This window comes from Acidovorax sp. KNOB132 (assembly GCF_057541515.1).
The window spans coordinates 1-749 of the sequence record NZ_BAAJYT010000614.1; the positions used below are offsets into that span (position 1 = coordinate 1).

Annotated in this window: 1 protein-coding gene; it reads right to left on the reverse strand. The window is 72.4% G+C overall.

All coding sequences use genetic code 11. The annotated features are described in order from the left end of the window. On the reverse strand, positions 1-507 hold a 507-nt coding region (gene soxR, locus AC27IO_RS25015), incomplete at its 3' end, for a redox-sensitive transcriptional activator SoxR (protein WP_498741318.1). Positions 508-749 lie beyond the last annotated feature (242 nt).

Consider the following 749-nt stretch of genomic DNA (forward strand, 5'->3'; position numbering starts at 1 on the left):
GGCCGCGGCCGCCTCGAAATGCGGCCCCGGGCCGGCTTGGGCCAGCAGGTCCTGCGCGTTGCGCAGCGGGCAGTCCTTGAGCGACAGGCACCCGCAGCCGATGCAGCCGTCGAGCTGGTCCCGCAGCTGCGTCAGCATGCGGATGCGGTCTTCCAGATCGCTCTTCCACGCCGCGGACATGCGCCGCCAGTCCGCCGCCGTCGGCGTGCGCCCCTGCGGCAGCGCCTGCAAGGCTTCGGCAATGCCCGACAGCGGCACGCCCATGCGCTGGGCCACCTTGATGACCGCCACGCGCCGCAGCACCGATCGCGGATAGCGCCGCTGGTTGCCCGTGCTGCGCACGCTGGCGATGAGCCCCTTGGATTCGTAGAAATGCAGCGCCGACACCGCCAGCCCGCTGCGCGCGGCGACTTCGCCGACCGTCAGTTCGGGCGTGGGGCCGGGCACGGCGGGGGATGCCGGTGGGAGCGTGGCACGGGGCGGACGGGCAGAGCGGGCTGGTGGCATGGCAAGCGTCGGGAGCGAAGCGGCGACGGCAAAAGTCGAAAAGTCGCCCAGGGTTGACCTCAAGTTTAGTTGAGGTTTGATACTGCCCACTTTCCACTTCATCCCCACCGGTCCATGTCCCTCGCCACCGCGCCTGCCCCATCCGCTCCGTCCGCCGCCAACACATCCGCCCCCGCGCTGCAGCCCCACGGCCCGGCCGCGGCCGCGTACGTTCCGCCACCCGGCGGCCAGCGCGCCGCCCC